At 51.3% G+C, this 26,565-nt stretch carries 25 protein-coding genes; 14 read left to right on the plus strand and 11 right to left on the minus strand.

What is annotated here, in order from left to right; translation table 11 throughout:
* The first annotated feature begins 143 nt into the window (after nt 1-143).
* The 4 genes from ltrA (at nt 144) to DYA43_RS00560 (ending at nt 4,540) form a co-directional block, all read left to right on the plus strand.
* Nucleotides 144-1,838, plus strand: coding sequence for a group II intron reverse transcriptase/maturase (gene ltrA, locus DYA43_RS00540; protein WP_061057252.1), 1,695 nt, complete (start codon nt 144-146; stop codon nt 1,836-1,838).
* Between the two features lie 37 nt (nt 1,839-1,875).
* Complete coding sequence (locus DYA43_RS00545) at nt 1,876-2,178, plus strand: Ea8.5 family phage-derived protein (protein WP_061057146.1); 303 nt, start codon at nt 1,876-1,878, stop codon at nt 2,176-2,178.
* A 247-nt stretch (nt 2,179-2,425) separates the two neighbouring features.
* Nucleotides 2,426-3,874, plus strand: a complete 1,449-nt coding sequence (gene modF / locus DYA43_RS00555; protein WP_061057147.1) for a molybdate ABC transporter ATP-binding protein ModF — start codon at nt 2,426-2,428, stop codon at nt 3,872-3,874.
* A gap of 108 nt (nt 3,875-3,982) precedes the next feature.
* On the plus strand, nt 3,983-4,540 hold the full coding sequence (locus DYA43_RS00560; protein ID WP_020329413.1) for a VC2662 family protein: 558 nt from the start codon (nt 3,983-3,985) through the stop codon (nt 4,538-4,540).
* Nucleotides 4,541-4,599: 59 nt separating this feature from the next.
* On the opposite strand, the gene DYA43_RS00565 is transcribed toward DYA43_RS00560, so the two are convergent.
* Entirely contained in the window at nt 4,600-5,073 is a 474-nt protein-coding gene (locus DYA43_RS00565; protein ID WP_020329414.1) for an MgtC/SapB family protein, read from the minus strand.
* A 100-nt stretch (nt 5,074-5,173) separates the two neighbouring features.
* Entirely contained in the window at nt 5,174-6,196 is a 1,023-nt protein-coding gene (epmB, locus tag DYA43_RS00570) for an EF-P beta-lysylation protein EpmB (protein WP_061057148.1), read from the minus strand.
* A gap of 32 nt (nt 6,197-6,228) precedes the next feature.
* Here epmB and efp point away from each other — a divergent pair, with 32 nt between their 5' ends.
* Nucleotides 6,229-6,795: an elongation factor P gene (gene efp / locus DYA43_RS00575; RefSeq protein WP_020329416.1), complete on the plus strand. Its 567-nt coding sequence runs from the start codon at nt 6,229-6,231 to the stop codon at nt 6,793-6,795.
* 112 nt (nt 6,796-6,907) lie between these two features.
* Here the strand turns inward: efp and frdD are convergent, their stop codons facing one another.
* The 4 genes from frdD to frdA are packed head-to-tail and all read right to left on the minus strand — an operon-like array spanning nt 6,908 to nt 10,212.
* Nucleotides 6,908-7,270 (minus strand): fumarate reductase subunit FrdD, encoded by a 363-nt coding sequence (gene frdD / locus DYA43_RS00580; protein ID WP_020329417.1) that lies wholly within the window; start codon nt 7,268-7,270, stop codon nt 6,908-6,910.
* Between the two features lie 10 nt (nt 7,271-7,280).
* On the minus strand, nt 7,281-7,664 hold the full coding sequence (frdC, locus tag DYA43_RS00585; protein ID WP_020429317.1) for a fumarate reductase subunit FrdC: 384 nt from the start codon (nt 7,662-7,664) through the stop codon (nt 7,281-7,283).
* Nucleotides 7,665-7,666: 2 nt separating this feature from the next.
* Complete coding sequence (locus DYA43_RS00590) at nt 7,667-8,407, minus strand: succinate dehydrogenase/fumarate reductase iron-sulfur subunit (protein ID WP_020329419.1); 741 nt, start codon at nt 8,405-8,407, stop codon at nt 7,667-7,669.
* Nucleotides 8,407-10,212: a fumarate reductase (quinol) flavoprotein subunit gene (frdA, locus tag DYA43_RS00595; RefSeq protein WP_020329420.1), complete on the minus strand. Its 1,806-nt coding sequence runs from the start codon at nt 10,210-10,212 to the stop codon at nt 8,407-8,409. Before frdA ends, DYA43_RS00590 begins: the two co-directional genes overlap by 1 nt.
* Nucleotides 10,213-10,518: 306 nt before the next feature.
* Here frdA and epmA point away from each other — a divergent pair, with 306 nt between their 5' ends.
* The 5 genes from epmA (at nt 10,519) to cysE (ending at nt 14,871) form a co-directional block, all read left to right on the plus strand.
* Nucleotides 10,519-11,493 (plus strand): elongation factor P--(R)-beta-lysine ligase, encoded by a 975-nt coding sequence (gene epmA / locus DYA43_RS00605; protein WP_024373666.1) that lies wholly within the window; start codon nt 10,519-10,521, stop codon nt 11,491-11,493.
* Between the two features lie 170 nt (nt 11,494-11,663).
* Entirely contained in the window at nt 11,664-12,098 is a 435-nt protein-coding gene (locus DYA43_RS00610; RefSeq protein ID WP_020329424.1) for a rhodanese-like domain-containing protein, read from the plus strand.
* A gap of 162 nt (nt 12,099-12,260) precedes the next feature.
* Complete coding sequence (gene secB, locus DYA43_RS00615; RefSeq protein ID WP_061057149.1) at nt 12,261-12,731, plus strand: protein-export chaperone SecB; 471 nt, start codon at nt 12,261-12,263, stop codon at nt 12,729-12,731.
* 190 nt (nt 12,732-12,921) lie between these two features.
* Nucleotides 12,922-13,956: an NAD(P)H-dependent glycerol-3-phosphate dehydrogenase gene (gene gpsA, locus DYA43_RS00620; RefSeq protein WP_061057150.1), complete on the plus strand. Its 1,035-nt coding sequence runs from the start codon at nt 12,922-12,924 to the stop codon at nt 13,954-13,956.
* Between the two features lie 93 nt (nt 13,957-14,049).
* A complete protein-coding gene (gene cysE, locus DYA43_RS00625) occupies nt 14,050-14,871 on the plus strand; it encodes a serine O-acetyltransferase (RefSeq protein ID WP_020329428.1) in 822 nt (273 codons plus the stop codon).
* A 58-nt stretch (nt 14,872-14,929) separates the two neighbouring features.
* On the opposite strand, the gene DYA43_RS00630 is transcribed toward cysE, so the two are convergent.
* The 3 genes from DYA43_RS00630 to argE all read right to left on the minus strand — a co-directional run bounded on the left by DYA43_RS00630 (nt 14,930) and on the right by argE (nt 19,825).
* Nucleotides 14,930-15,469, minus strand: coding sequence for a PadR family transcriptional regulator (locus DYA43_RS00630; RefSeq protein ID WP_020429311.1), 540 nt, complete (start codon nt 15,467-15,469; stop codon nt 14,930-14,932).
* 356 nt (nt 15,470-15,825) lie between these two features.
* Nucleotides 15,826-18,459, minus strand: coding sequence for a phosphoenolpyruvate carboxylase (gene ppc, locus DYA43_RS00635; protein WP_020429309.1), 2,634 nt, complete (start codon nt 18,457-18,459; stop codon nt 15,826-15,828).
* 229 nt (nt 18,460-18,688) lie between these two features.
* Nucleotides 18,689-19,825: an acetylornithine deacetylase gene (argE, locus tag DYA43_RS00640; protein ID WP_061057151.1), complete on the minus strand. Its 1,137-nt coding sequence runs from the start codon at nt 19,823-19,825 to the stop codon at nt 18,689-18,691.
* Nucleotides 19,826-19,981: 156 nt separating this feature from the next.
* Here argE and argC point away from each other — a divergent pair, with 156 nt between their 5' ends.
* The 4 genes from argC (at nt 19,982) to argH (ending at nt 25,216) form a co-directional block, all read left to right on the plus strand.
* A complete protein-coding gene (gene argC / locus DYA43_RS00645) occupies nt 19,982-20,986 on the plus strand; it encodes an N-acetyl-gamma-glutamyl-phosphate reductase (RefSeq protein ID WP_024373662.1) in 1,005 nt (334 codons plus the stop codon).
* Between the two features lie 9 nt (nt 20,987-20,995).
* On the plus strand, nt 20,996-21,787 hold the full coding sequence (argB, locus tag DYA43_RS00650; protein ID WP_020429303.1) for an acetylglutamate kinase: 792 nt from the start codon (nt 20,996-20,998) through the stop codon (nt 21,785-21,787).
* Nucleotides 21,788-21,871: 84 nt separating this feature from the next.
* Complete coding sequence (locus tag DYA43_RS00655) at nt 21,872-23,089, plus strand: argininosuccinate synthase (protein WP_020329434.1); 1,218 nt, start codon at nt 21,872-21,874, stop codon at nt 23,087-23,089.
* Between the two features lie 252 nt (nt 23,090-23,341).
* Nucleotides 23,342-25,216: an argininosuccinate lyase gene (gene argH, locus DYA43_RS00660; RefSeq protein ID WP_020429301.1), complete on the plus strand. Its 1,875-nt coding sequence runs from the start codon at nt 23,342-23,344 to the stop codon at nt 25,214-25,216.
* A gap of 198 nt (nt 25,217-25,414) precedes the next feature.
* Here argH and DYA43_RS00665 read toward each other — a convergent pair whose 3' ends face one another.
* Both DYA43_RS00665 and DYA43_RS00670 read right to left on the minus strand, forming a co-directional pair.
* Nucleotides 25,415-25,678, minus strand: coding sequence for a DUF3624 domain-containing protein (locus tag DYA43_RS00665; protein ID WP_061057152.1), 264 nt, complete (start codon nt 25,676-25,678; stop codon nt 25,415-25,417).
* Nucleotides 25,679-25,807: 129 nt separating this feature from the next.
* The gene (locus DYA43_RS00670; RefSeq protein ID WP_061057153.1) at nt 25,808-26,542 is read right to left on the minus strand and encodes a glutathione peroxidase; all 735 of its coding nucleotides are present in this window, start codon (nt 26,540-26,542) and stop codon (nt 25,808-25,810) included.
* Nucleotides 26,543-26,565: the final 23 nt, after the last annotated feature.

Genomic DNA, 26,565 nt, shown 5'->3' on the forward strand with positions numbered 1-26,565 from the left:
CTAACCAGAAATGGTGCAGACTTCCAACTGGTCTTTAATCGTGTGAAAACATGTAAAGTCATCTAATAAATTAGCCCAACGGGGATTAGCTATCCCCGTAGGGGTAATAGCTTTTCTCCAGGAGGGCTATGGAGGAAAGCAAGATGAGTACAGCAACAACGCATAAGTTACCTGCGTCCTCCCACTTAATGGAGCACTGGCACAGTATCGACTGGCCGCTAATGCACCAGACAGTGAGAAGACTACAGGTCAGGATCGCGAAGGCAACGAAAAAGTCTGACTGGCGACAGGTTAAAAGACTGCAACGCATGTTAACCCGATCGTTTGCTGCCAAGGTGATCGCCATTCGGCGAGTCACCGAAAACAGGGGGAAAAACACCGCTGGGGTTGATGGGGAAACCTGGAATACACCTGCAAAGAAATGGGAGGCAATAGAACAGCTAAAGCGAACGGGCTATAAGCCCAAACCGCTCAGGCGAGTCTATATTCCCAAAGCCAATGGTAAGAAGAGACCGCTGGGGATACCAACCATGCGTGATAGGGCAATGCAAGCACTGTACTTGTTAGCTCTTGAGCCCATATCGGAAACCACGGCGGATCGGAACAGCTATGGCTTTCGTCCGAATCGCTCTTGTGCTGATGCCATCGAACAATGCTTCGTGAATCTCAGCCGCAAGGCGAGTGCCCGTTGGGTACTGGAGGGCGATATCAAAGGGTGTTTTGACTTTATCAGCCATGACTGGCTTATCGGTAATATCCCTATGGATAAGACGATACTCAAGAAATGGCTGAAAGCCGGATTCATGGAATCTGGAAAATTTAACTCGACGGAGGCGGGCACGCCGCAAGGTGGGATTATCTCTCCGGTGCTTGCCAACATGGTATTAGATGGTTTGGAAACGGTGCTTGAATCTCACTTCGGGAAGAAGAACACCAAAGCCAGCTATAAAACCAAGGTCAACTATGTACGGTATGCGGATGATTTTATCATCACTGGTCTCTCGAAAGAGTTATTGGAAGAGGATGTTCTACCAATAGTGAAAGCCTTTATGGCTGAACGAGGGCTGGAACTTTCTGATGAGAAAACACTAATTACCCATGTGGATGAGGGGTTTGATTTTCTGGGGCAGAATTTACGTAAGTACGACGGCAAGATGCTAATTAAGCCATCGAACAAAAACGTAAAGACATTTCTGCGTAACATTCGGGATTATCTCAATCGCCATAAAACGGTGCCAGCATCAGCGGTGATCGCCAAGCTGAATCCGATGATACGGGGGTGGTGCAATTACCACCGTTGGGTCTGCGCGAGCGAGACATTCAAGTATGTCGACTATCGGATCTGGAAAATGTTATGGCAGTGGTGTCGTCGGATACACAGCAACCGTCGCAAACGCTGGATTAAAGAGAAATACTTTAAAACAGTGGGGGACAGAAACTGGGTATTCAGTGCACCAAAACCAAAAGGGGAAGATGGACACTACCGTTTGCTCAGCGCAGCGAGAGTGAAAATCGACAAGCATGTAAAGATTAGAGCAATGGCTAATTGCTACCTACCGGAAGACGAACAATATTTTGAGCGTCTGAAGATGCAAAGGCTTAAGAAGTCTTTGTCGGGTAACATGAAGTTATGGAAGATTGTTGAGAGACAAGATTACAAATGTGCGGTTTGCCACCAGCAATTTAACTCGGAAGATGAATGGGACATTCACCATATTGTCAGACGAGTTGACGGTGGTACGGACGCTAGCTCTAATTTGATGATGTTACATGTCAATTGTCATAGACAGGTACATAACGACGGTTATCTCACAACGTTTCATAGTAGTCGGGACTAATATCAATAATTCATTGTGACGACCTGAGGAATTAGCTATGAGCACTATCAAAAGACATATGGAGAATGAGCAACATAAGTTTGATGTAGCCACTGATATAGCAATACAAGCCGGAGTTCTTCAACTTTGCGAGTACTGCGACAGCTCGGTATTTCAGGGTTCCGGGGACATAGAAGATGCCTATGATTTAGGTGCTGATATGTATGCCTCGGGTGATCTGGGTAATGTATTCGACTCGGAACAGGACATGATCGATGCCATTGAAAATACCGTTCAATCAGGTGACCATTCAGGTGAAGTATGCTTCCATTGTGATGAGATGATTAACGGAGATGACTGATAATGTGTTGCTGGCCGGTATTTTAAATATGGGCTTATAAAGGCTTGAGCCGTATGCGGGGAAACTCGCACGTACGGTTCTTAGGGGGCGGTGGCGCAGTAATGCGCTGCTGCTACCCGACATTCGCGCCCAGCCTGAAACGAAAAAGCCGGAGTGAATGCTCCGGCTTTTTTATGCCTGAAAATCCGCTAGAAATTTGTGCAGTGTTTCTGCACACTGAAAAATCAGTCTCCAAGGAAAGGTAAATATGAAAATTCAGCAGCTTAAGCATCACACCGAATCGGTTTCACTGTCTATCGATCACTGGGCGTTAGCCAAGGGTGAACACTGGGGCATGTTTTCTACCCACAGCCACGCCGCCTCGTTGTTGGTGCGTATTCTGAGTGGGGAGCTGACGCCGCAACAAGGTGAGGTGAGTGACATGCCGGGTGTGGTGGCGTGTGTCTCGCTGCATGAGCAGCAGCGGTTGCTGGATTTGGAACTGGAAAAAGACGACACCGATTTTATGGACCAGATTGATTATGGTTCGACGGTGCAGGAGTTGATTCTGGAAACCGGCTGCGGTGAAGAGGCACTGGAAGCCTTGCTGATTCAAACCGATCTGCTGGCATTGCGTCAGCGCGGTTTTCGTCAGCTTTCTACTGGCGAAACCCGCCGCGTGATGCTGGCGCGGGCGATGGCCCTTAAGCCACAACTGCTGATCCTCGATGAACCTTATTCCGGGTTAGATATTGCTCACCGCGCGCATCTCTCTCAACTACTTGAGGAACTGGCGCAGCAGATGCAACTGCTGATTGTGACTTCGCGCGAAGATGAATTGCCGCCGTTTGTTACTCATGTCGCTCTGTTTGGCGAGCAAAGCTTGTCGCAGATACTGACTCGCGATGCCTGGCTCAATCATCCGCTGATGGCGCAAATGAAAGCGCTGTCGCACAGCCGCAGTGACGCTATGCTGGCACTGCTGGAGGCTCATCAGAGCGCGCACAGTTATCCGGATCCGTTGGTGGAAATGAACAATGTCACGGTTGAGTACGTCGATGCGCCCATTTTTCATGGCGTAAACTGGCAGATTCGGCAGGGTGAGCACTGGCAGGTTCGTGGGCCCAACGGGTGTGGTAAGAGTACGCTGCTCGGGTTGATTCTCGGTGACCATCCGCAGTGTTATAGCAATGATATTACTGTGCTTGGCATGAAGCGCGGTAGCGGCGAAACCATCTGGGACGTCAAAAAGCACATTGGCGTGGTGTCGTCGGCGCTGCATCTGCAATACCGCGTCAATTGCAGTGCGCTGGAAGTGTTGGTATCGGGTTTTTACGACTCGATTGGCCTCTATCAGCAGCCGAGCAAAAAAGAGATTCTGTTGGCGCGTGAGTGGCTGCAACTGTTGGAGATGAGTGAACTGGAGAAAGTCGGCTTCCGCAATCTTGATTACGGCCAGCAGCGTCTGCTGCTGATTGGCCGCGCGCTGATAAAGCAGCCCGCACTGCTTATCCTCGACGAACCGTATCAAGGGCTGGATTACCTGAATCGCAAGCTGGTGTTTCACGCGCTCAATCGTATTGCCTCAGCGGGAATCAGCCAACTGTTGTATGTGACGCACCACGAGGAAGATGCACTGGATGCGATTCAGCACTTTGTCGACTTCGAGGCTCAGGAGCGTGGAGGCTACTGCGTGAGAATTCACTCAACAGCGTGAATTCAGTTGGTTAGCCATAAGCATGACCGAAAACTAACAATCGTTGGTCAATTTGTCGGCCATAATAGGCGGGTAGACAAGCAAAACTATCCCACGATGGAGGTTAGTATGAAAAAGATCGTTTCAGCGCTGGCAGTGGCTGCCGCTCTGGCTTCAACTTCTGCGATGGCATCAACACCGGTCATGTTCTCTTCAATCAACAACTTTAATGCCCCGGATGATAACGCGGTTGCGGGTGTGCGCGTGGCGGCACTGTATGGCAATGTGGATCAGGTCAAAGGCCTGGACTTAGCCATCATCGGTATGTCAGAAACGCAAACCACCACAGGTGTGAACCTGGGGATTTTCGGCGCGCACAAAATCAATCAGGAAATGACCGGTGCGTCACTGGGTCTGTTTAACTGGAACACCGGTAAAACGGTGGGTGCGAACGTCGGTGCGGTCAACATCACCAATGATGTGAAAGGGGCAAACGTCAGCTTTGTGAACTACTCAGAAGGCAACACCATGGTGGATGTGGGGGCAGCGAACTTCTCTGACACCTCAACCGTGCAGGTCGGTATCTTCAACAAAACGTCGAAGATTGAAGGGGTGCAGGTTGGCCTGATCAACTGCGCCGACAACGGTTTCTTCAAATGTTTCCCGATCATCAACTTCGCGAAATAAGCGTTGGTTGAATGAAAAAAGCGTTGCCTGTGAGCAACGCTTTTTTATTTCTAGGGAGTTTAATGGCGGCGGCGAAAACGCTGATGTACGCCGCGGCGCAGGCCCTGAAAGGTATTTTCGACCTTATCCACCCCGTACAACACGCACAGTACCAATAGGGTAATCACGACCGATTGCAACTGATACCCCAAACCAATCATCAGCCCGAGCGCGGCCAATACCCAGATCACTGCCGCGGACGTCACACCGTGAATCTTGCCATCCTGAGTCATCATCACGCCCGCACCAAGAAAGCCGACGCCGGTAATGATCTGGCCCAATACGCGCGCCTGATCGAGCGTGTTGGGGGAGAGCGATACCGCCATTGCCATAAACAGATAGGTTCCGGAAATAATCAGAATCGAGGTTCGAATGCCGACGGGCTTACCGCGTGTTTGGCGCTCAATGCCAATCAGCAAACCGTTAATCGCACAGCACATCAGTGCCGGCCAACTGAACGGGCCAAAATCAAAAACAGTATCCAACGAAAACATAATGGCCTTAAACGTACTGAGGAACAAAAACGCGCAGTATGCGCGCAATCAGAATCCGAAGCGAATAAAAGCTTTTAGTGGTGTGGATAACGGTTACTTGTTACTCAAGGTGAAGATCGAGAGGGGTTTTACTCTTACGACCGCCAATCTCACGCGTTAAGGTTGGTACTAGATAACCGGAGACGCGCTCCAGCAGCCCGCTCATGATGGCTTTGGCGTCTGCATCGCTGATGTAGAAATGGGCCGCGCCCTGCACTTTATCCAACACGTGCATGTAGTAAGGCAGAATGCCGGCATCAAACAGGGTTTCACTCAGCGCCACTTGCGCTGCAACGCTATCATTCACACCTTTGAGCATCACGCCTTGATTCAGCAGGGTAACATTGACCGCACGCAGGCGTGCCATCTGCTGTTTGAGTTCGAGATTGATTTCGTTGGCGTGGTTGATGTGCGTCACCAGTACCACCTGAAGGCGGGTATTCGCCAGCAGTTCCACCAGTTCATCGGTCACTCGGGCCGGAATCACCACGGGCAGGCGCGAGTGAATGCGCAGGCGTTTGATGTGGCTGATGGCGCCGATACGCTCAATCAGCCAGCTCAGTTCCTGATCTTTGGCCATCAGCGGATCGCCACCGGAAAGGATGACTTCATTGAGCTCTGGTTGCGAAGCAATGTAATCCAGGCTTTGCTGCCATGCCGCTTTGCTGCCTTTGTTGTCGGCGTAGGGAAAGTGACGCCGAAAACAGTAACGACAGTTAATCGCACAACCACCTTTGACGATCATCAGCGCGCGGTTGCGATACTTATGCAACAAACCAGGTACGGTGTTGTTCTGCTCTTCGAGAGGGTCTTCGGAGTAGCCCGGATGGACCTCAAACTCTTCACTGAGCGGCAGTACCTGACGCAACAGCGGATCGTACGGATTGCCTTTTTCCATCCGATCGACAAAACTTTGCGGCACCCGCTGCGCAAACAATTTGCGCGCGTCAAAGCCGTTTTTCCATGGCTGAGGATTGATGCCGAGCTGCTGAAGTAATTGAGCAGGATCGGAGATCCCATTCGCGAGCTGTTGGATCCAGTTTTGCTCAACAGAATCGACTTTTCGGGTTATGATGTGCGGCATTAACTTTAACTCGAAGAATGTAAGAGGAAATAATGGCTACTGTTAGCACGAATGAATTTAAAGGCGGTCTTAAAATTATGCTTGATAATGAGCCGTGTGTCATTCTCGAAAACGAGTATGTAAAACCGGGCAAAGGTCAGGCGTTCAACCGCGTACGAATCCGTAAACTGCTTTCTGGTAAAGTTCTGGAAAAAACATTCAAGTCTGGTGACACTGTTGAAGTTGCCGACGTCATGGATATCGACCTGGACTACCTGTACAACGACGGTGAGTTCTACCACTTCATGAACAACGAAACGTTCGAGCAGATCCCAGCTGACATGAAAGCGGTTGGCGAAAACGCAAAATGGTTGGTAGAGAACAACACGTGTACACTGACTCTGTGGAACGGTAACCCAATTTCAGTCACGCCACCAAACTTCGTGGAACTGGAAATCACTGAAACTGACCCAGGCCTGAAAGGCGATACTCAGGGAACAGGTGGTAAACCAGCAACACTATCAACCGGTGCGGTTGTGCGTGTTCCACTATTCATCCAAATCGGTGAAGTAATCAAAGTTGACACTCGCAGCGGCGAATACGTAAGCCGCGTGAAGTAAGTTAACGCTTGATAAAAAAACCAGCGCTTAGCGCTGGTTTTTTGTTGCCTGAAAAGGAATTGAGCACAAAAAAAGGCAGGTGGGATACCTGCCTTTGCGTTTTTACAGCGTGTTAGATCATGAAGATAAACACAACAGCCAGCGCTGAAATGATGCCCGCAAAGCCGTAACACGCGATTTTACCTGCCACTCCAGTGTGGAATTTCAGGTCATGCATGCCGTGGTGCACGCGGTGCATCGCATGCCACATCGGCAGCGCTAATGTGCCGATCACAAACAGCGCACCGATGATGCTGGTCACGAAACCAGACACACGTTCATAGCTCATCGCTTCAGCATCAATGATGCCGAGCGGCGCAAGGATACCCAACACCAGAATGGTCACTGGCGTGATCATGGCAAACCAAGTACCACCGGCACCAAACAGGCCCCACCATACGGGTTCGTCTGAACGTTTTGGATTGGTATTAATCACAATAGGCTCCTTACACCACGAAGAGAACAATCAGTGAGATGAAAGCTACCGCTGCCCACTGAGTCAGTACGATGATTTTCTTGTCCAGCAACTTGCCGTTGAGGCGAATTGGCACCACCTGCGGCATCATGCTGAAGAAGGTTTGCGCATGGAACAGGCTACCTGCCAGCGCAACGATGTTGATCGCGATGACGATTGGGTTCGCCATGAAGGCCAGCCAGCTATTCCACGCTTCAGGCCCTTTCACCAATGCACCCAGACCCACAGTCAGGAACAGGGTGAACAGGATGAGCGGCAGTACGGTCGCTTCACGCACCATGTAGAAGCGGTAGAACGGATGATCTTTCCACCAGGTACGTTTCACTTCACGAACATAAGGTTTACGATTACTCATCCTCAGGCCTCCTGTGGTTTCAGCATTGCAATGACGAAGTCCATGGAAGACTCCACTTTGCCTTGGTTTACCGCTGCCGCTGGGTCAACGTGTTTTGGACACACTTCAGAGCAGTAACCGACAAACGTACAACCCCAGGCACCGTTTTCGCCGTTGATCAGCTTCATACGTTCGGCTTTACCGTTGTCACGGCTGTCGAGGTTGTAACGGTGAGCCAGTGTCAGAGCCGCAGGGCCGATGAACTCTGGGTTCAGACCAAACTGAGGACAGGCTGCGTAACACAGACCGCAGTTGATACAACCGGCGAACTGTTTGTATTTCGCCATCTGCTCCGGCGTTTGCAGGTTGGTGCCGTCTTCCGGTTTACGATCGTTACCGATGATGTACGGTTTGATGGCTTCCAGACGCTCGATGAACGGGGTCATGTCAACAATCAGGTCTTTCTCGATAGGGAAGTTCGCCAGTGGCTCAATTTTCACGCCGTCTGGGTAGTCACGCAAAAAGCTCTTACATGCCAGCTTTGGCACGCCGTTGACCATGATGCCGCATGAACCACAGATCGCCATACGACAAGACCAGCGGTAAGACAGATCTTTGTCCAGGTGGTCTTTCACATAACCGATCGCGTCCAGTACCGACATGGTTTCATCAAACGGAACTTCAAACCCTTGTAGATGAGGTTCTGCGTCTTTTGCCGGGTCGTAGCGCAGGATTTCCACTTTTTGAATGCGGTTCGCTGACATTATTTCTGCTCCTCTACGCTCTTCTCTGCTTCGGCCGCTGCAGCTTTCTCTGCCGCTTCACCGTATAGACGTGCTTTTGGCTGAGATTTTGTGATGGTGACTGCGCTGTAATCGATCTTCGGTGCATCACCGTTTTGGTAGAACGCCAGCGAGTGTTTCAGGAAGTTCACATCGTCACGCTCTGTGCAGCCATCGTCGAGACGTTGGTGCGCGCCACGGGATTCTTTACGCAGCAGCGCAGAGTGAACCATGGTTTCCGCGACTTCTAGCCCATAACCGACTTCGATGGCGTACAGCAGGTCAGTGTTGAACACTTTACCTTTGTCTTTGATGCTGATGTGCTTGTAGCGCTCTTTCAGTTCCGCCAGTTTCTTGATGGTCTCTTCCATCAGATCTTCCTGACGGTAGATACCACAACCCGCTTCCATGGTATGGCCCATTTCAGTACGGATGTCAGCCCAGTTTTCGTCGCCTTCTTGGTTCAGCAGCGCCTGGATGCGTGCTTCAACCGCTTTCACTTGCTCGTCGATGGCGCTGTCATTCCAGCCTTGGAAGGCTTCTGCGCGTTTCACGGCGTGTTCACCCGCGACGCGACCAAACACCACGAATTCAGCCAGCGAGTTAGAACCGAGACGGTTTGCACCGTGCAGACCGACCGATGCACATTCGCCCACCGCGAACAGACCCTGAATACGCGTTTCACATTCGCCGTTGGTTTCGATACCGCCCATGGTGTAGTGCACTGTCGGACGAATTGGAATCGGCTCTTTCGCCGGATCGACGTTGACGTACGCTTTCGCCAGTTCACAAATGAATGGCAGACGTTCTTGCAGGTATTCTTCGCCCAGATGACGCAGGTCGAGGTGCACCACATCACCCAGTGGGTGTTTGATGGTGTTGCCTTTTTGCTGCTCATGCCAGAACGCTTGAGAAACTTTGTCGCGTGGACCCAGTTCCATATATTTGTTCTTTGGCTGGCCAACCGGTGTTTCCGGTCCCATGCCGTAATCTTGCAGGTAACGGTAGCCGTTTTTGTTGACGATGATACCGCCCTCACCACGACAACCTTCGGTCATCAGGATACCGGTACCTGGCAGACCCGTTGGGTGGTATTGCACGAACTCCATGTCACGCAGTGGAACGCCGTGGCGGTAAGCCATCGCCATGCCGTCACCGGTTACGATGCCGCCGTTGGTGTTGCAGTGATAAACACGGCCTGCACCGCCAGTCGCCAGCACGACAGATTTCGCTTTGATGGTCACCAGTTCACCTTCTGACATGTGAATGGCGATAAGACCTTGCACTTCGCCGTCAACCACCAGTAGGTCAACCACAAAGTATTCATCAAAGCGTTTGATTTGAGGGTACTTCATTGAAGTCTGGAACAGGGTGTGCAGCATGTGGAAGCCGGTTTTATCGGCCGCGAACCAAGTACGTTCGACTTTCATCCCACCAAAACGGCGCACGTTGACCTCGCCGTTTTCTTTACGGCTCCAAGGGCAACCCCATTGCTCCATTTGGATCATTTCGCGTGTCGAGTTCGCAACGAAATATTCAACAACATCCTGTTCACACAGCCAGTCGCCACCGCCAACGGTATCGTTGAAGTGGTTGTCCAGGCTGTCTTCTTCCTTGATAACTGCTGCGGAGCCACCTTCTGCAGCGACCGTATGAGAGCGCATTGGATAAACTTTGGAAATAAGCGCGACTTCCAAGTTCGGGTTTGCTTCAGCCGCTGCAATAGCAGTACGAAGACCAGCGCCGCCGGCGCCGATGACTGCGATATCTGTGGTGATAGTTTGCACAGTTATCCTCCAGTGTAGTGAGTTTTTTATTGGGACCAGACAACGGTCCCTGATTATTATTCGCAGCTTGTTCGATATGAAGGGAAGCTTCTTCTCGGTACTCGCTACTTTCCACTTGTACCAAAGTGGTAGGGCTAGTGTAGAAGAGGAGTAGGCTGAAAAAATTGATTCTGTTGGGCTTTTGCTTCGGTAATGCAAGTGCGAGCATACTTATTCCTCTTTGTGTGATTTCGATCACGCACGGGTTTGGATTTTTTCTACTTCAGAGTAAAATCGGCCTCCTCTGTGATTATGTGAAGACCGAATATGAGCAAGTCAGAATGGATGCCGACCGCATCAATTGAGCAACTCAAACAACGTGCTGCGCTGCTGCGTAGCATTCGTCAGTTTTTTGCTGAGCGTGATGTGCTGGAAGTGGATACACCAGCGATGAGTCATGCCACCGTGACCGATGTGCATCTGCATACTTTTCAGACCGAATTTGTCGGCCCGGGTTACGCCGACGGACGTAAACTGCATCTGATGACCAGTCCGGAATTTCACATGAAGCGCTTGCTGGCTGCCGGCAGTGGTTCGATTTATCAGATGGGCAAAGCGTTCCGTAATGAAGAAAACGGCCGCTACCACAACCCTGAATTCACCATGCTGGAGTGGTATCGAGTCGGGTTCGACCATCACGATCTGATGGATGAGATGGATGCGCTGTTGCAAATGACGTTGCAAACCGGCCCCGCCGAACGCATGACCTACCAGCAGGCCTTTCTTGATGTGCTGGGCGTGTGCCCGCTGGAAGGCTGCATGACCGAGCTCAAGCAGGCCGCGGCAACGCTGGGGCTGAGCGATATCGCCGAGCCGGAACAGGATCGCGATACATTGCTGCAATTACTGTTTAGCATGGGTATTGAAGCGAAGATTGGTCAGCACGTGCCGGCATTTGTGTATGATTTCCCGGCCTCGCAAGCGGCGCTGGCGAAAATTAACCCGAACGATGCGCGTGTGGCGGATCGCTTCGAGGTCTACTTCAAAGGTATTGAACTGGCGAACGGTTTCCACGAATTGGATAACCCTCGCGAACAGCTGGCGCGCTTTGAAGCCGACAATGCCAAACGCATCGAAATGGGGCTTACGCCACAACCGATTGACTATCATCTGATTGCCGCGCTGGAAGCCGGGTTGCCGGAGTGTGCTGGTGTGGCGCTGGGTATCGACCGTTTAATCATGCTGGCGCTGGGTGAAGATCATATTGATACAGTTACCGCGTTTCCGTTTCCACGTGCGTAACACAGACAAACTGGCTGACCCCGAATGAAGACGGTTGGCCAGTTGGCAGCCTGACGAGGATCATTTTCGTGGCCTAAGTCAGCGATTCTGCGCGGTAAGCGCTCGCGTCAGGCTGGCAACCTCGTTATACTCTTTGGCTGTTTTGATCCACCATTGCAAGAGCGCAGGATATGCAAGAATACATTCAGTTTTTCCAACAGAACATGATCCTATCACTGGCCTGGGTAGGTATTTTGGTGGCGTTGATCGTCAGCATCTATAAATCATCAACGGCTGCTTACAAAGAAGTGACCGCTTCTCAGGTGACGCACCTGATGAACCGTGAAAACGGTGTGGTGGTGGATATTCGCACCAAAGAAGATTACAAACGTGGTCACATTACCGACGCAGTTCACATTTTACCGTCGGACATCAAAGCCGGTAACCTGGCTGCCCTTGAAAGCCACAAATCTGACCCAATCATCGTAGTATGCAAAACTGGTCAGACAGCGCGTGAAAGTGCTGAGCTGCTGGCGAAAGCAGGCTTTGCAAACGTCAACCTGCTGAAAAATGGCCTGGTAGCTTGGAACGAAGCGAATCTACCTCTGGTTCGTGGCAAAAAATAATCGGTCACGAACGTTCTGTAACAGGCGCTGAATAAAATGTCGGCGCCTGAAACCAAGAGTTGTGATGCTTGGCACGGATTGGGTTTCCCCTCTAGTGATCCCGCCAGCTCTCGGTTAGTCTCAGGACAATGACTCGAAATTCTCTGTATTAAGGACAAAATCATGGCTGAAGCAGCACAACAACAAGTTCCACAACAAAACTTCGCAATTCAACGCATCTACCTGAAAGATGTTTCTTTTGAAGCACCAAACTCGCCAACGATGTTCCAAAAAGAGTGGAACCCAGATGTGAAACTGGATCTGGACACGCAAAGCCGTGAACTGGGCGACGGTGTATACGAAGTGGTGCTACGTCTGACTGTGACCGTGAAAAACGCAGAAGAAAACGCATTCCTGTGCGAAGTACAACAAGCGGGTATCTTTACTGCAGACCAAATGGAAGCTGGCCAACTGGCACATTGCCTGGGTGCATTCTGCCCGAATATCCTGTTCCCATACGCGCGCGAAACTATTGCTAGCTTGGTTGTGAAAGGTACGTTCCCACAACTGAACCTGGCGCCAGTGAACTTTGACGCTCTGTTCATGAACTACCTGCAACAACAAGCTGCACAAGGTGAAGAAGCGCAAGCATAAGCTGCCGCTTCTCACTGCATGCCTCTCTTCACCATAGGCGTTGAGGGGCAACGCTAATGCACAGCGCATCTTCCTAGCATGGTGCGATGTGCATTTTTGTTTTTACCCCCGGAGAAATACCAAGCTGCGTCTGCATGCCAAGGTGTTTTGGGTATAGAATTAGAACAACTGTTATCCATCAGGCGGAACAATGACCGATTCACACACAAACAATGCCTACGGTAAAGCGATTTCAATGACCGTCATTGGCGCGGGTTCGTACGGTACGTCACTGGCCATCTCTCTGGCTCGTAATGGCGCGAATGTCGTGCTGTGGGGACACGATCCCGAGCATATGGCGCAGCTGCAAGCTGATCGGGCGAACCACGAGTTTCTGCCGGGTATCGATTTTCCACCGTCGCTGATCATTGAGTCTAATCTGCAAAAAGCGGTGCAAGCGAGCCGCGATCTGCTGGTGGTTGTACCGAGCCATGTGTTTGCGATTGTGCTTAAGAATCTGCAACCTTACCTGCGTGAAGACACTCGTATCTGCTGGGCAACCAAAGGTCTGGAGCCGGAAACCGGCCGCCTGCTGCAGGACGTGGCTCACGAAGTGTTGGGCGAATCGCACCCGCTGGCGGTGCTGTCGGGTCCGACGTTTGCTAAAGAGTTAGCCATGGGGATGCCAACCGCCATCTCGGTTGCATCACCGGATGCGCAGTTTGTCAAAGAGTTGCAGGAGAAAATTCACTGTAGCAAAACGTTCCGTGTCTATGCCAACAGCGATTTCATCGGTATGCAGCTTGGCGGCGCGGTGAAAAACGTGATTGCGATTGGCGCGGGGATGTCTGATGGTATTGGGTTTGGTGCCAATGCGCGTACCGCACTGATTACCCGTGGTCTGGCGGAAATGACTCGCCTGGGCGCAGCACTCGGCGCGCAGCCGGAAACCTTTATGGGCATGGCTGGACTCGGTGATTTGGTGCTGACCTGTACCGATAACCAATCGCGTAACCGCCGCTTTGGTCTGGCCTTAGGTCAAGGTAAAGATGTCGATACGGCACAGCAGGAAATCGGCCAGGTGGTGGAAGGTTATCGCAACACCAAAGAGGTGTGGCTGCTGGCTCAACGCATGGGTGTTGAGATGCCAATAGTTGAACAAATTTATCAAGTATTGTATCAAGGAAAAGACGCACGCATGGCAGCACAAGATCTGCTGGCGCGCGATAAAAAAGCAGAACGATAACCACAGCTTCTAAGCTGCTTGGCATTTTTTGAAGGATTAAAAGAGCGACCCGGCGTGAGGCCATGCCGGGAAAAGCCCGAGGCAGAGTGATCAATGAAACAGTGCGCACAAAACAAAGTCTGGCAGACCATCATTAATGAGGCCCGCGAGCAGTCAGAGCAGGAGCCGATGCTGGCGAGCTTCTACCATGCGACCATTATTAAACATGAAAGCTTGTCGGCGGCGCTGAGTTATATTCTGGCGAATAAGCTCAATACCGCCTCGATGCCGGCGATGGCTGTGCGTGAAGTGGTGGAGGAGGCGTTTGCCGCTGATCCTAAAATCACCGAAGCGGCGGCGTGTGATATTTGTGCGACAGTGAACCGCGACCCGGCAGTGTCCATGTATTCGATGCCGCTGTTGTATCTTAAAGGCTATCACGCGCTGCAAGGCTACCGAGTGGCTAACTGGCTATGGCGCCAGGGACGTCAGGCGTTGGCGACCTACCTGCAAAACCAGATTTCTGTCGCGTGTCAGGTGGATATTCACCCGGCAGCGCGTATTGGCCGCGGCATCATGCTCGACCATGCTACCGGCATTGTGATCGGTGAAACGGCGGTGGTGGAAGACGATGTGTCTATTCTGCAAGACGTGACGCTGGGCGGTACTGGTAAAGAGTGCGGCGACCGTCACCCGAAAATCCGCGAAGGGGTGATGATTGGTGCCGGGGCGAAAATTCTTGGCAACATCGAAGTTGGCGAAGGGGCGAAAATCGGCTCGTGCTCGGTGGTGTTGCAACCGGTTCCGCCGCACACCACTGTGGCCGGTGTACCTGCGCGTATCGTCGGTCGTCCGAAAACCGACAAACCTTCACTGGATATGGACCAGAACTTTAACGGTCGCTCACAAACCTTCATCGGTGGCGACGGTATTTGATCCGCCGGTTACAGACAACAAAAAAGGGATGGTGCTGAGCATCATCCCTTTTTTCTGTTTACGCCATGGCGTCCAGTTCAGCGACCACTTCTTCGGCCCACTGAATCCAGGCCTGACGCACCAGCAGATTGCGGCGCAGAGTCAGACGCTCAAGACGTTGCTGCTTGTCCATGACCGCTGGATTCGCATAGTACGCCGCTTCGATTTCTTTGTAATGTGCGACCAGTTTGCGTGACTCTTCCACCAGTTCAGCAAGCTGAACACGGTATGGGTCGGCTGGCTGAACGGCACAAGCCATCAATTTAGCACTGAATTCATCCCTTACTGTCGGATGCGCGGTTGGTTGATCGAACCATTCGCCCAGAGCACTGCGGCCAGAGTCCGTGATCGAATAAACTTTACGATCCGGTTTGCCTTCCTGAGGTTCCAGTACGCAAGTTACCAGGCCTTGCTGACCCATCTTGTTCAGTTCGCGGTAAACTTGTTGGTGGCTGGCTTTCCAGAAATAGCCAATGCTTGCAGAAAACTCTTTAGTGATGTCGTATCCGGTTGCATCGCGTGTGCTAAGAACAGTAAGGATAACGTGTGGTAATGACATGTCTTCAATCCAAATGGTTAATAAACTTCTAACAGTAGACTCAGCCATCGTGCGTACTTCTATTGGTACACTAAGATTCTGGGTTTGAGTCTTGCCAGCAACGGAGTGCTGTCCTTGTCACCTTTAAAGCCGTTTATCACCTAGGATTGATATGTCTTTGCATATCGGACTGCGACTTGTAGTGTTTGAATGGATGTCGCAGAGGAGCAGTAGTATATCTAAATAATAAGCATAAAGTAGAATACAATGACGTTTTTCATAAAAAAACTGATATTATTCTCAATAAAATCATCCAAAAAAATAAAAGACCGCCATTTGGCGATCTTTTGTTAACAATTGGATTTTTATGCTGGTAATCAGCCAGTATTGCGCATACCTGCTGCGATACCCGCAATCGTCACCATCAAGGCTTCTTCCAGTTCCGGATCCGCATCCTGAGATTGACGCGTACGGTACAACAGTTCGGCCTGAAGCATGTTCAATGGCTCCACGTAGATGTTGCGCAGACGAATTGACTCATGGCCCCACGGATCGCTCTGCATCAGGTTCTCATTGTTCTCTACGTTGAGCACCGTCTTAATGTCTTTTTGCAGTTGATCGCGCAGACGCTGACCGAGTGGGCGCAGTGATTCATCCACCAGACGCTCATCGTAATAACGCGCAATGTCCATGTTACATTTGGTGTACACCATCTCCAGCATACCCAGGCGGGTCGAGAAGAACGGCCACTCACGACACATCTCTTCCAGCAGTGCTTGATGACCCTTATCGATCGAATATTGAATCGCTTCACCGGCACCCAGCCAGGCTGGCAGCACCAGACGGTTCTGGCTCCAGGAGAAGATCCATGGAATCGCACGCAGGCTTTCTACGCCCCCGTTCGGGTTACGTTTTGCCGGGCGCGAACCGAGCGGCAATTTGCCCAGTTCCAGTTCTGGCGTGGCCTGACGGAAGTACGGGACGAAATCCGGCTCGCCGCGCACCACGGCGCGATAAGCTTCGCATGAGACTTCCGACAACACGTTCATCAGATCGCGCCATTCCTGTTTTGGCTCTGGTGGTGGCAGCAGGTTCGCTTCCAGCACTGCACTGGCGTACAGGCTAAAGCTGTTGACCGCCACTTCCGGTAGACCGAGTTTAAAGCGAATCATCTCACCCTGTTCCGTCACGCGCAGACCGCCTTTGAGGCTTTTCGGTGGCTGAGACAGCAGTGCTGCGTGCGCAGGGGCGCCGCCACGACCAATGGTACCACCACGGCCGTGGAACAGGGTCAGTTCAACACCCGCTTCTTCGGCCACTTTAACCAGTGATTCCATCGCGTGGTACTGAGCCCATCCCGCCGCCATGACGCCGGCATCTTTGGCTGAGTCAGAGTAGCCAATCATCACCATCTGATGGTTCTGAATGAAGCCACGGTACAGATCAATCCCCATCAGTTGGGTAATGACTTTTTCAGCGTTATTGAGGTCGTCCAGCGTTTCAAACAGTGGACATACGTCCATACGGTAAGGGCAGCCGGATTCTTGCAGCAGCAGGTGAACCGCCAACACGTCGGATGCGGTGCGCGCCATCGAAATGACGTAAGCGCCAAACGCTTCACGCGGCTGCGCGGCAACGATTTTACAGGTGTCGAACACTTCTTTGACCGGTGCTGACGGCTCCCAGTCACGCGGCAACAGCGGACGTTTTGAGGCCAGTTCGTTGGTCAGGAAGGCAATCTTATCCTGTTCGCTCCACTGATTGTAATCACCGATACCAAGGTAACGAGTCAGTTCAGACAGCGCATCGGCGTGGCGAGTACTTTCCTGACGAATGTCGAGGCGCACCAGATGAACACCGAACGCTTTGACGCGGCGCAGGGTATCGAGTAGTGAGCCGTCGGCGATCACGCCCATGCCACATTCATGCAGGGATTGGTAACACGCGTACAGAGGGTCCCACAGCTGGCTGACATTCTGCAGCGGTGCTTTCACTGCCAGCTTCTGGCCGTGAATTTTCGCATCCAGAATTTCCAGTGTTTCCTGAAGCAGGGAACGAACGCGTTTCAGTACCGCGCGGTACGGTTCATGTTCTTCTTCACCAGCCAGCGCGCGCAGCGCATCATTGCACTTGGTCATCGACAGCTCGGCAACCAGCTCGTTAATGTCACCTAGATAAAGGTCCGCGGCTTTCCAGCGCGACAGGAGCATCACTTCACGTGTGATGGAGTGGGTGACAAACGGGTTGCCGTCGCGGTCACCGCCCATCCACGATGAGAAGTGCACTGGGCGGGCATCGATAGGCAGGCCTTCGTCCAGATACTCTTTCACGCTCTCATTCAGTTCACGCAAAAATTCTGGCACGGCTTGCCACAGTGAATTCTCAACCACAGCGAAGCCCCATTTGGCTTCATCCAGCGGGGTTGGACGCTGTTTACGGATGACATCAGAATGCCAGCCCTGGGCAATCAACTGTTCTAAACGACGCTCAGTTTTTAGGCGTTCTTTAGAAGAAAGATCGCTCAGTTCCAGTTTGGACAGACATTCGTTAATTTTTACCAGATTGTTGATCATGGTGCGACGGGTGATTTCCGTCGGGTGCGCAGTCAATACCAGTTCAATATTCAGATCGCGAACCGCCTGCGCGGTATCCAGCTTGCTGATGCCGTTCTGACTCAGTTTGCTGAACAGCGAATGCACCGCATCCGGTTCACACACATGCTCTTCGCAATGACGCGAAATGGTGTGGTACTGATCGGCGATATTGGTCAGATTCAGGAATTGGTTGAAGGCGCGAGCGACCGGAGTCAGCTCATCGTTATTCAGGCTTTTAATCTCTTCAATGAGATTCTCACGATCAGCTTGATTGCCGGCGCGGGCAGATTTAGAAAGTTTTCGGATGGTCTCCACTTTCTCTAAAATAACGTCACCATCCGCATCCTGGATAGTCTGACCCAGTAGTCGACCGAGCATGCTCACGTTACTTTTGAGCGCGGCGTATTTTTCGTTCATTGTCATCCTGCCTTGTAAAAAAATTACATCCATTGTTCTTTTCTTTAAGTACACAATCTAACGAAATTTGTCTAGTGCCGTCAAACGCAGCAGACTAAGATTCCATTTATTTCTCGGTTGGATCTTTTGAACATCTGTTAGGATAAATATCCATTTTTGTTGAAATTTTCTTACAAAAAGCCCTGAAGGGTAAAACCGCCTCAGGGCCACGTAACAGCTTGTTCACACTTTAAAAGCAGTATTTGACCATAGCTTTGGACAGCACATTGATGGTCGGATCGATAAAGTCAAATGCCAGAAATTCGTCCGGCTGATGTGCCTGATCGATTGAGCCCGGGCCTAAGACTAAAGTCGGACACAGCTCTTGCAAGAACGGTGCTTCCGTACAGTAGTTAACGGTTTGTGGTTCATGACCACAAATTTCACTTACTCCGGTAATAAACGGATGATCGTGCGCGCATTCGTAACCTGGAATCGCTTCGTGCAGCGGCTCCAGTTCGATACGGCCCGGCCATTTCTCTTGCACCTCTTTCAGCGCGCCGCGCAGCATATTATCCAAGCCATCCAAACTGATGCCCGGCAGCGGACGTACATCGTAATGCAGTTCACAGCAGCCACAGATACGGTTGGGCGCATCGCCGCCGTGAATATGGCCAAGGTTCAGCGTAGGGGTAGGAATTTCAAATCCCGGATGATGGTACTCTTTCACCAGCTTATCGCGCAGTTGCATCATCGCAAACAGCACTTCGTACATGATCTCAATCGCGTTCACACCCAGTGCCGGGTTGGATGAGTGGCCCGATTTCCCTGTCACTCGAATGGCGTTGGCCACATGGCCTTTATGGCCGTGGATCGGTATTAAGCTGGTCGGCTCACCGATGATGCAGTAATCCGGTTTGAACGGCGCGTTTTGCGTGAAGTGGCGCGCGCCCAGCATGGTAGTTTCTTCATCACAGGTCGCCAGCACATACAACGGCTTGTTCTGCTTGCTCCAGTCCACCTTCTTCACTGCTTCATAAATAAAGGCAAAGAAGCCTTTCATGTCGGCGGTGCCGAGCCCGTAAAAACGGTTGTTATCCTGCGTGAGCGCATGAGGATTGTAGTTCCAGCGCCCTTCATCAAACGGAACGGTATCACTGTGGCCAGCCAGTAACAGGCCGCCTTCCCCTTCGCCCTTTTTGGCGATCAGGTTCTGTTTACCCGGCGCAACCTGATCAATCTCTACTTTAAAGCCGAGATCGGTCAGCCAGCCTGCCAGTTTGGCAATCACCTGCTCATTACCTTGGTCCCACTTGGGATCCGTGGCGCTAATCGACGGGGTCGAAATCAAGCCTTCATAGACTTCGAGGAAACTGGGTAATTGCATATTATCTTCGCTCCTACTATTGACAGAATAACGCTGAAAATGTAAAACACATATTAAATCACTTTTAATGAATAAAAAACCGATTAAAGTGGTCTTTTTTGAAATTAATAGTCAGTTTTAAATGTTGTTATTCACCTTCTTTTTGGATGTTTTGAGATGCTAAAAACCACCATCATCGGCGCAAGCGGTTATACCGGAGCAGAGCTCGCTCTTATGGTTCACAAACACCCAGAGCTCACGCTATCAGGTTTATACGTTTCCGCCAACAGCGCAGATGCCGGAAAGTCGATTGCTCAATTGCACGGCAAACTGGCTGGGCTGGTGGATATGCCCGTCCATGCGCTGCTGGATGTAGAGCAGGTGGCCAAAGCGTCGGACGTGGTGTTTCTTGCGACCGCGCATGAAGTCAGCCATGACCTCGCGCCAGTGTTTCTCGCCAACAACTGTCAGGTATTCGACCTGTCAGGTGCGTACCGCGTGCAAAGTGAAGGTTTCTATCAACAGTTTTATGGCTTCGAACACCAGCATGGTGACTGGTTGTCTGAAGCGGCTTACGGACTGGCCGAGTGGAATCAGGAAGCTATTCTTAATAGTCAGCTGATCGCAGTTGCGGGATGCTACCCAACCGCATCGCAACTGGCGATTAAGCCGCTGCTGGTGGCGGACCTGGTGGATAAATCTCAGTGGCCAGTCATCAATGCGGTAAGCGGTGTTTCCGGTGCCGGGCGTAAAGCCAGCATGACCAACAGCTTTTGCGAAGTCAGCCTGCAGCCTTACGGTGTGTTTACCCATCGTCACCAGCCTGAAATCGCGACGCATCTCGATTGCGATGTGATTTTTACTCCGCACCTGGGCAACTTTAAGCGTGGCATTCTGGCTACCATCACGATGAAGCTCGCCGCGGGTGTGACGGCGGCTCAGGTTGCTAAAGCGTTTGAGCAGGCATACCACGGCAAACCAGCAGTGCGTCTGCATACCAGCACACTGCCAAGAATTCAGGATGTGGAATTCACACCTTTCTGCGATATCGGTTGGAAAGTGCAGGGTGAGCACATCATCGTCGTTTCGGCGATAGACAATTTATTGAAAGGTGCATCGAGTCAAGCGATGCAGTGTTTAAACATTCACTACGGTTTCGATGAACTAACCGCTTTGGTGTAAGGGTTAAAAATGACGGATACAAAGCAAAATCCATTGGTGATTAAGTTAGGTGGTGCCGCTCTGTCGTGTGCAGAGACACTCAGCAAGCTTTTCGGCGCAATCGCCCAGTATCAAGCCCAAGCACAGCGACGAATTGTGATCGTACACGGCGGTGGTTACCTCGTGGACGAACTGATGGAAAAACTGCAGCTCAAAACCGTGAAAAAAGACGGTTTACGTGTGACGCCTTATGACCAGATCCCGGTGATTGCCGGAGCATTGGCGGGGACAGCGAACAAAATGCTGCAAGGGCAGGCGATCAAAGATGGTCTCAATGCGGTGGGCCTGTGTCTGGCTGACGGCGGCCTGTGTCAGGTGGTCGAGCTGGATCCGGAATTGGGCGCGGTGGGCCTGGCGAAAGCGGGCGATGCCAAGATTGTTGAAGCGCTGCTGACGGCGGGTGCACTGCCAATCATCAGCTCAATCGGCCTGACCGCTGAGGGGCAGATGATGAACGTCAATGCTGACCAGGCAGCGGTTGCCGTTGCGGGCGCGCTGGACGCAGAGTTGGTGCTGCTGTCGGATGTGAGTGGTGTGTTGGATGGCAAAGGTCATCTGATCCCAAGCATGGATGAGAAGCAGGCGGATGCCCTGATTGCCGGCAAAGTGATTACTGACGGCATGATCGTTAAGGTCAAAGCAGCGCTGGAAGCGGCCAAAGATCTGGGCCGCCCGATTGAAGTGGCGACCTGGCGCTATCCGGAAAAGCTGGCCAAGCTGTTCGCCGGACAAAGCATCGGCACGCAGTTTCTGCCTGAATAAACGAATTGAAATAACAAACGAATTAATGGACATAAACCTGAGCACTGACCGCCAAGCGCAGAGCCAGGAAGTTGGAGAGAAGTAATGAGCAAAGTTCAAGTAAACAAAGTGGTTGTCGCATATTCTGGCGGTCTGGATACATCAGTCATCATTCCATGGCTGAAAGAAAACTATGACTGTGAAGTCGTGGCGTTCGTGGCCGATGTCGGCCAAGGCGCGGACGAGCTGGTCGGCATTGAAGAGAAAGCGATCGCATCAGGTGCTTCGGAGTGTTACGTCGTCGATCTGAAAGAAGAGTTAGTCAAAGATTACATCTACCCAACGCTGAAAACCGGTGCTTACTACGAAGGTAAATACCTATTGGGTACTTCAATGGCGCGTCCGGTGATCGCTAAAGCGCAAGTTGAAATCGCACGTAAAGTGGGGGCGGATGCACTGGCTCACGGTTGTACCGGTAAAGGTAACGATCAGGTTCGTTTCGAAGGTGCTTTTGCGGCTCTAGCTCCGGATCTGCACGTGATTGCGCCTTGGCGTGAATGGGATCTGGTCAGCCGTGAAGAGTGTCTGGATTACCTCGCAGAGCGTAACATTCCATGTGCGGCTTCACTGACTAAGATCTACTCGCGTGACGCGAACGCATGGCACATCTCCACAGAAGGTGGCGTGCTGGAAAGCACTTGGAACGCACCTAACGACGATTGCTGGGCGTGGACAGTCGATCCAGAGCAAGCACCAAACGAAGCGGAATACGTGACGCTGAAAGTCGAGAAAGGTGAAGTGGTTGCGGTTGATGGCCAAGCGCTGTCACCTTACGACGCACTGGTTGCTTTGAACGAGAAAGGCGTGAAACACGGTGTGGGTCGTATCGATATCGTGGAAAACCGTCTGGTGGGCATGAAGTCTCGCGGCTGTTACGAAACTCCGGGGGGCACCATCATGATGGAAGCGCTGCGTGCAGTAGAACAGCTGGTTCTGGACAAAACCGCGTTTGAGTTCCGTGAAGAGCTGGGCATCAAAGCGTCTCACCTGGTGTACGATGGCCGTTGGTTTACGCCACTGCGTAAGTCAGTGTTTGCCGCGGCAGAAGAGCTGGCGCAGGACGTGAATGGTGAAGTGGTGATCAAGCTTTACAAAGGCCAGGCAACGGCAACTCAGAAACGTTCTGAAAACAGCCTATACTCTGAAGAGTTTGCAACGTTCGGTGCGGACGACGTGTACGACCAAAGCCACGCTGGCGGCTTCATCCGTCTGTACTCACTGTCTAGCCGTATCCGTGCGTTAAGCGCCGCGGCGAAGAAATAATCAGTGAAATAAATAGTCAAAACCTGACATAAATATAAAAGCCCGTTTGCGTAGCAAGCGGGCTTTGTTGTGTCTGAGATAATAAGCAGATTAATGCGGGAATAGTTACTGAATAACTATGTTTAAAAAATGAATTTTTACTTTATTTTTTGTTCAACTTCCCGTAACTTTGACAAACACAATAAATCGCCTGATTCAGGTCGGATATTATACTAGCACAGCAAGTGACGAGTGAGCATTAGGAGACACGCAATGGCATTATGGGGCGGAAGATTTACCCAAGCGGCAGATACAAGATTCAAAGACTTTAATGATTCATTGCGCTTCGATTACCGATTGGCTGAGCAAGATATTGTCGGCTCAATTGCCTGGTCTAAAGCTTTGCTGTCAGTGAATGTCCTGAGCGAAGAAGAGCAGCAAAAGCTGGAACTGGCGCTCAATGAGCTCAAGCTGGAAGTGATGGAAGATCCTGAACAGATTCTGCTGTCGGATGCGGAAGATATTCACTCTTGGGTTGAGCAGCAACTGATCAGCAAAGTCGGCGATTTAGGAAAAAAACTGCACACTGGCCGTTCGCGTAACGACCAGGTGGCCACCGACCTGAAACTGTGGTGTCGTCAACAGGGCCAGCAATTGCTGATCGCGCTGGACCGCCTGCAAAACAAAATGGTGGAAGTGGCCAAAGAACATCAGGGCACGGTTCTGCCGGGCTACACTCACCTGCAACGGGCTCAGCCAGTGACGTTTGCGCACTGGTGTCTGGCGTATGTCGAAATGTTTGAGCGTGACTACTCACGTCTGAGTGATGCCATCAAACGTCTGGATACTTGCCCATTGGGCTCTGGCGCGCTGGCGGGGACCGCTTATGCGATTGACCGTGAAAAACTGGCACACAATCTCGGCTTTCGTCGTGCGACCCGTAACTCGCTCGATTCCGTATCGGACCGTGACCACGTGATGGAACTGATGACCACCGCGTCAATTTCAATGCTGCACCTGTCACGTCTGGCTGAAGACATGATCTTCTACAACTCAGGCGAGTCGGGTTTTATTGAACTGGCGGATACCGTCACTTCGGGTTCATCACTGATGCCACAAAAGAAAAACCCGGATGCGCTGGAGCTGATTCGTGGCAAGACCGGCCGTGTGTATGGCTCACTGGCCGGTATGATGATGACCGTTAAAGCGCTGCCACTGGCGTACAACAAAGACATGCAGGAAGACAAAGAAGGTCTGTTCGACGCGCTCGACACCTGGAACGATTGTATGGAAATGGCGGCACTGTGTTTTGAAGGCATCAAAGTGAACGGTGCACGTACGCTGGAAGCGGCGAAACAAGGTTATGCCAACGCAACCGAACTGGCAGACTATCTGGTCGCGAAAGGCATTCCGTTCCGTGAAGCGCACCATATTGTCGGGGTTGCGGTCGTGGGTGCCATTGCCAAAGGCTGCGCGCTGGAAGAGCTGTCACTGGAAGAGTTGAAAGCCTTCTCACCGGTGATTGAAAATGATGTGTATGCGATTCTGACCATTGAATCGTGTCTGGAAAAACGCAGCGCTCTCGGCGGCGTGGCGCCACATCAGGTCGCGTATGCGGTGGAACAAGCTGAGAAACGTCTGTCCAAACGTGATGCGTCATCGGTGAAAGTACGTCCTGCACGTCTGACCGACATTGAAACGTTGGAAGGCATGGTCACTTACTGGGCTAACATGGGGGAAAACCTGCCGCGCTCACGTAATGAAATCGTGCGCGATATCGGTTCGTTTGCCGTTGCGGAACATAATGGTGAAATCACCGGTTGCGCGTCACTCTATGTGTATGACTCCGGCTTAGCCGAGATTCGCTCACTGGGTGTGGAAGCTGGCTGGCAGGGGCAAGGTCAAGGCACTGCGATTGTCGATTATCTCGTCAAGAAAGCCCGTCAGATGGCGATCAAGAAAGTGTTTGTGCTGACGCGTACACCAGAGTTCTTTATGAAGCTGGACTTCATTCCGACTTCGAAAACATTGCTGCCTGAGAAAGTGCTGAAAGATTGCGAGCAGTGTCCGCGTCAGCATGCGTGTGATGAAGTGGCACTGGAAGTGAATCTGGATGATCAATTGATCATTAAGGCTAGTGTTGCATAAGCGATTGAATATAAAGAGTTAGATTTTATTGCTCAAAAAGATCAAAAAAAGATCGATTTTTTTGGGAACCATTGAGAGGAAGCTCGGTCTATAACTGTACCACTGCTTTTTCTTAGAAGAATCTAAGAGAGCCCTGAAACAAGATTCGTTTTAGGGCTTTTTTCTTTTCTGGCCCCGCCAAATAAAAGTTTCAGCCTGCTATTCACCCGGATTATCATTACCTTGGCGTTTGCGCCATGGCAGAATGACATACTTCATCCACAGATGCAGAAACAGCAACGCGTTAAACGCAAAACCGGCAACGATCAAGGCGATCGACTGAATGCTGCGCGGATCGTCTTTGAATGCAAAGTACCACACCACCCAACACAGGACCGACAGCGTCGTCAGTTGATCCATGCAGCGCTGACAGCGGCCAATTTTTTTCCAGAACCAGTTTTCGCGGCAATCATTACACGCCATCGAATCGCCTCACTTTGATATTTTCTGATACGACACCGCACTCAGTATACGTAAGCAGAGCGGCAAAGCGAAATCATCCCGATGCAGACGAAAAAAAAGCCCCTGAACGAAGGGGCTATCGGCATGAAATTAGCGGTTGAGCAAGTGCGCTTCTAACTCTTCACTGCCACCAATGTGGCGTCCACCGATGAAAACTTGCGGCACTGTGGTACGGCCGGTAATAGCGCGCAGGCTCACGCTGGTGGCATCTTTGCCCAGAATCACTTCTTCGTATTGCAGACCGGCGTCAATCAGGTTTTGTTTGGCTTTGGCACAGAACGGGCAACCGGGTTTGGTGAAGACGGTAATTGACTCCTGCGTTTTGAAGTCCGGGGCCAGATAACTGAGCATGGTATCGGCGTCCGATACTTTAAACGGGTCGCCTGGCTCATTCGGTTCGATGAACATTTTCTCAACGATGCCATCTTTGACCAGCATGCTGTAGCGCCATGAACGTTTACCAAAGCCGAGTTCTTTTTTATCGACCAACATGCCCATGCCATCGGTAAACTCACCGTTACCATCGGGAATAAACTGAATGTGTTCTGCTTCCTGATCGTGTTTCCACGCATTCATTACAAAGGTGTCGTTGACCGACAAACACAGAATGCTGTCTACACCGTGATCTTTAAATACCGGAAACAGCTCGTTGTAGCGCGGCAGATGACTGGATGAACAGGTTGGAGTGAAAGCGCCCGGCAGGCTGAATACGATCACGGTTTTACCCTTGAACAGTTCATCGCTGGTCACGTTGACCCAAGTATCACCCTGACGAACCGGAAAGGTCACTTGTGGGACAGCCTGGCCTTCTTTCGATGCAAACATGGTTTTTCCTTCTTAAGTTTTGA

The organism is Vibrio fluvialis, assembly GCF_900460245.1.
Classification (GTDB): domain Bacteria; phylum Pseudomonadota; class Gammaproteobacteria; order Enterobacterales; family Vibrionaceae; genus Vibrio; species Vibrio fluvialis.

What these genes read in the sequence shown, in the direction of transcription:
- ltrA (WP_061057252.1), top strand. Translation starts at nt 144, where the DNA reads ATGAGTACAGCAACAACGCATAAGTTACCTGCGTCCTCCCACTTAATG.
- DYA43_RS00545 (WP_061057146.1), top strand. Translation starts at nt 1,876, where the DNA reads ATGAGCACTATCAAAAGACATATGGAGAATGAGCAACATAAGTTTGAT.
- modF (WP_061057147.1), top strand. Translation starts at nt 2,426, where the DNA reads ATGAAAATTCAGCAGCTTAAGCATCACACCGAATCGGTTTCACTGTCT.
- DYA43_RS00560 (WP_020329413.1), top strand. Translation starts at nt 3,983, where the DNA reads ATGAAAAAGATCGTTTCAGCGCTGGCAGTGGCTGCCGCTCTGGCTTCA.
- DYA43_RS00565 (WP_020329414.1), bottom strand. Translation starts at nt 5,073, where the DNA reads ATGTTTTCGTTGGATACTGTTTTTGATTTTGGCCCGTTCAGTTGGCCG.
- epmB (WP_061057148.1), bottom strand. Translation starts at nt 6,196, where the DNA reads ATGCCGCACATCATAACCCGAAAAGTCGATTCTGTTGAGCAAAACTGG.
- efp (WP_020329416.1), top strand. Translation starts at nt 6,229, where the DNA reads ATGGCTACTGTTAGCACGAATGAATTTAAAGGCGGTCTTAAAATTATG.
- frdC (WP_020429317.1), bottom strand. Translation starts at nt 7,664, where the DNA reads ATGAGTAATCGTAAACCTTATGTTCGTGAAGTGAAACGTACCTGGTGG.
- DYA43_RS00590 (WP_020329419.1), bottom strand. Translation starts at nt 8,407, where the DNA reads ATGTCAGCGAACCGCATTCAAAAAGTGGAAATCCTGCGCTACGACCCG.
- epmA (WP_024373666.1), top strand. Translation starts at nt 10,519, where the DNA reads ATGAGCAAGTCAGAATGGATGCCGACCGCATCAATTGAGCAACTCAAA.
- DYA43_RS00610 (WP_020329424.1), top strand. Translation starts at nt 11,664, where the DNA reads ATGCAAGAATACATTCAGTTTTTCCAACAGAACATGATCCTATCACTG.
- secB (WP_061057149.1), top strand. Translation starts at nt 12,261, where the DNA reads ATGGCTGAAGCAGCACAACAACAAGTTCCACAACAAAACTTCGCAATT.
- gpsA (WP_061057150.1), top strand. Translation starts at nt 12,922, where the DNA reads ATGACCGATTCACACACAAACAATGCCTACGGTAAAGCGATTTCAATG.
- cysE (WP_020329428.1), top strand. Translation starts at nt 14,050, where the DNA reads ATGAAACAGTGCGCACAAAACAAAGTCTGGCAGACCATCATTAATGAG.
- DYA43_RS00630 (WP_020429311.1), bottom strand. Translation starts at nt 15,469, where the DNA reads ATGTCATTACCACACGTTATCCTTACTGTTCTTAGCACACGCGATGCA.
- ppc (WP_020429309.1), bottom strand. Translation starts at nt 18,459, where the DNA reads ATGAACGAAAAATACGCCGCGCTCAAAAGTAACGTGAGCATGCTCGGT.
- argE (WP_061057151.1), bottom strand. Translation starts at nt 19,825, where the DNA reads ATGCAATTACCCAGTTTCCTCGAAGTCTATGAAGGCTTGATTTCGACC.
- argC (WP_024373662.1), top strand. Translation starts at nt 19,982, where the DNA reads ATGCTAAAAACCACCATCATCGGCGCAAGCGGTTATACCGGAGCAGAG.
- argB (WP_020429303.1), top strand. Translation starts at nt 20,996, where the DNA reads ATGACGGATACAAAGCAAAATCCATTGGTGATTAAGTTAGGTGGTGCC.
- DYA43_RS00655 (WP_020329434.1), top strand. Translation starts at nt 21,872, where the DNA reads ATGAGCAAAGTTCAAGTAAACAAAGTGGTTGTCGCATATTCTGGCGGT.
- argH (WP_020429301.1), top strand. Translation starts at nt 23,342, where the DNA reads ATGGCATTATGGGGCGGAAGATTTACCCAAGCGGCAGATACAAGATTC.
- DYA43_RS00665 (WP_061057152.1), bottom strand. Translation starts at nt 25,678, where the DNA reads ATGGCGTGTAATGATTGCCGCGAAAACTGGTTCTGGAAAAAAATTGGC.
- DYA43_RS00670 (WP_061057153.1), bottom strand. Translation starts at nt 26,542, where the DNA reads ATGTTTGCATCGAAAGAAGGCCAGGCTGTCCCACAAGTGACCTTTCCG.